We start from the raw sequence: 2502 nt of genomic DNA, 5'->3' as shown, positions 1-2502 counted from the left end.
CATCGCCGCGGCGTGCTGCACCGGGATGTGAAGCCCGCCAACATCCTGCTGGAGTACGCGGACGGCGAGGAGCGGGTCTTCCTGGCGGACTTCGGCATTGCCCGGCTGCGTGACGACGCCACCAAGCTCACCCAGACTGGTTCGTTCACCGCGACGTTGGCCTTCGCCTCCCCGGAGCAGCTCTCCGGTCAGCCGCTGGACGCGCGTTCGGACCAATACTCGCTGGCCTGCACCATGTTCCGCCTGCTCACCGGTGATGTGCCGTTCAATGCCGAGCACCCGGTGGGCATCATCCACGGCCACCTGAACCAGCCGGTGCCGCCGGTCAGCACGCTGCGGCCGGGTCTGCCGCAGTCGCTGGACGCGGTGCTGGCGCGTGCGCTGGCCAAACACCCTGAGGGCCGGTTCGATTCGTGCGCGGACTTCGCGAACGCCGCCCGGCAGGCGCTGGAGCATCCGGCGGCCACCACCCGGGTGGTGCCGCATTCGCCGTTCGCCCCAACGCCTTCCGTGCCGTCGCGGCCCTCCGCGCCGGTGGCGACCGCCGTCGCACCGCTGGCCACGCCCCCGAACACGAGACCGGGCACCGCCGCCTACACCCGGCAGGCTCCGGCGCAGGCCCCGAGCGTCCCGCGTTCGGCCCGCCCGGTCCCGCCGCCGCCCCCGCGCAAGAAGAAGAAGCGGCTGCGCGGCTGCCTGCTGACCGTGGTCGCCCTCATGGTGCTGTCGCTGGCGGCGGTCGCCGCGATCGTGTCCGTGCTCGACGAGAACAGCCGCTCGCACACCCCGGCCACCACCGCCGAACCCCCGCCGCCCACCGACGATCCCGAGCCCACGGTGACCGAGACCACCGATCCCGCGGCCGGTCTGCCCGAGCATTCCGGGGCCGACGCGGCGGTGCTCAGCGAGCGTTTCCCGCAGATGCTGCCGTCCTCGGATCCCACCTCGGACTCGAACGCGGGGACCGGCTATCAGGGCGCGGCCTGCACCACCTACCAGCATTCCTCGCCCCCGCCCGACACCGGCGCGGGCGACCCGGACCTGGGCAATTGGACCGTGGCCTGGGATTGCGCGGGCAGCGTGGGCCATCCGGCCTTCCGCTTCGTCATGTATCGCTCGGCGGCCGACGCCGACGAGGCGATCAACGCGCTCAACGGCACCCGCTCGGAGGTCCGGGCGCACGGCAACCGGTATACGAACTATCAGCTCAGCGGCAGCCAGCTGCTGCGGCCGCGGCTGGTGACCGAGTTCCATCCCGGGCAGGACGCCAAGGACAAGCAGAGCAAGCACGCCTTCGTGATGTACAGCACGGCCCTGCTCACCACCGATGATCAACTGTTGCAGTGGTGGAAGGCCGCCCCCATCAATTAGGGCTGGCAGCGGCCGGAATTCATGTGGAGTCTGTGAGGACGCACCCATCCGGGGGATCCCGGATGGCGTCCGTCCGCGAACCTCGACACACTGGACATCATGACTTCGAACGTCTCGGATCCCGTCACCCTCGAACCGGGTGCGGCCGCCGTCGCCGCTCGTGCGACAGACCTGGTGAAGCTCTACGGATCGGGCGATATGCAGGTCCGCGCGCTGGACGGGGTGACGGCCGAGTTCGCGAAGGGCGAGTTCACGGCGATCATGGGTCCCTCGGGCTCCGGCAAGTCGACGCTCATGCACTGCCTGGCCGGGCTGGATTCCGCCACCGCCGGCACCGTGCACATCGGTGAGACGGATCTCACCCGGCTCTCCGACAAGCAGATGACCGCGCTGCGTCGCGACCGCATCGGCTTCGTCTTCCAGGCGTTCAATCTGGTTCCCACGCTGACCGCGCTGGAGAACATCACGCTGCCGCTGGACATCGCGGGCCGCAAGCCCGACGAGGAGTGGCTGTCCACGGTGACCAAGCGGCTGGGCCTCACCGACCGCCTCACCCACCGGCCCAGCGAGCTGTCGGGCGGTCAGCAGCAGCGCGTGGCGTGTGCCCGCGCGCTGGCGGGCAAGCCGGACATCATCTTCGGTGACGAGCCGACCGGCAACCTGGACTCGCATTCCTCCGGCGAGGTGCTCAGCATCCTTCGCGCCGCGGTCAACGAATTCGGTCAGACGGTGGTGATCGTGACGCACGATCCGCGCGCGGCCTCCTACGCCGACCGGGTGGTGTTCCTCGCCGACGGCCAGATCGTCGATGAATTGCGGGAGCCGACAGCGGAATCCGTGCTCGACAAGATGAAGTCGCTGGAGACGCTCTGATGGCTGCGAATCCGATGCGCAAGGTCGCCTTGCGCAATCTCGCCGCGCACAAGGTCCGGTTGTTCCTGACCGTGCTGTCGGTGGTGCTGGGCACCGCGTTCGTCGCGGGCACCTACATGTTCACCGACACCCTGCAGCGCGCGTTCGACGATATCTTCGCCGGTCAGGCGGCCGGGGTGGATGTGCGGGTGCAGCCCAAAGAGGGCCAGTCCCTGGACAATCCGTATCAGCAGTCGGTGGGCATCCCGTACGCGGACG

The 2502-nt window shown here is 69.4% G+C and carries 3 protein-coding genes; all 3 read left to right on the top strand.

Features of this window, described 5'->3' with window-relative positions:
* A partial coding sequence (locus tag ACWELQ_RS43605; RefSeq protein ID WP_452402837.1) for a protein kinase domain-containing protein occupies positions 1-1371 on the top strand: 1371 nt, incomplete at its 5' end.
* A gap of 99 nt (positions 1372-1470) precedes the next feature.
* On the top strand, positions 1471-2244 hold the full coding sequence (locus ACWELQ_RS43600) for an ABC transporter ATP-binding protein (RefSeq protein WP_452402836.1): 774 nt from the start codon (positions 1471-1473) through the stop codon (positions 2242-2244).
* A partial coding sequence (locus ACWELQ_RS43595) for an ABC transporter permease (protein ID WP_452402835.1) occupies positions 2244-2502 on the top strand: 259 nt, incomplete at its 3' end. The genes ACWELQ_RS43600 and ACWELQ_RS43595, both read left to right, overlap by 1 nt.

Source organism: Nocardia sp. NPDC004722 (assembly GCF_053601505.1).
Note: the sequence above shows the minus strand (reverse complement) of the source record. Positions and strands in the feature narration are given on the sequence as shown.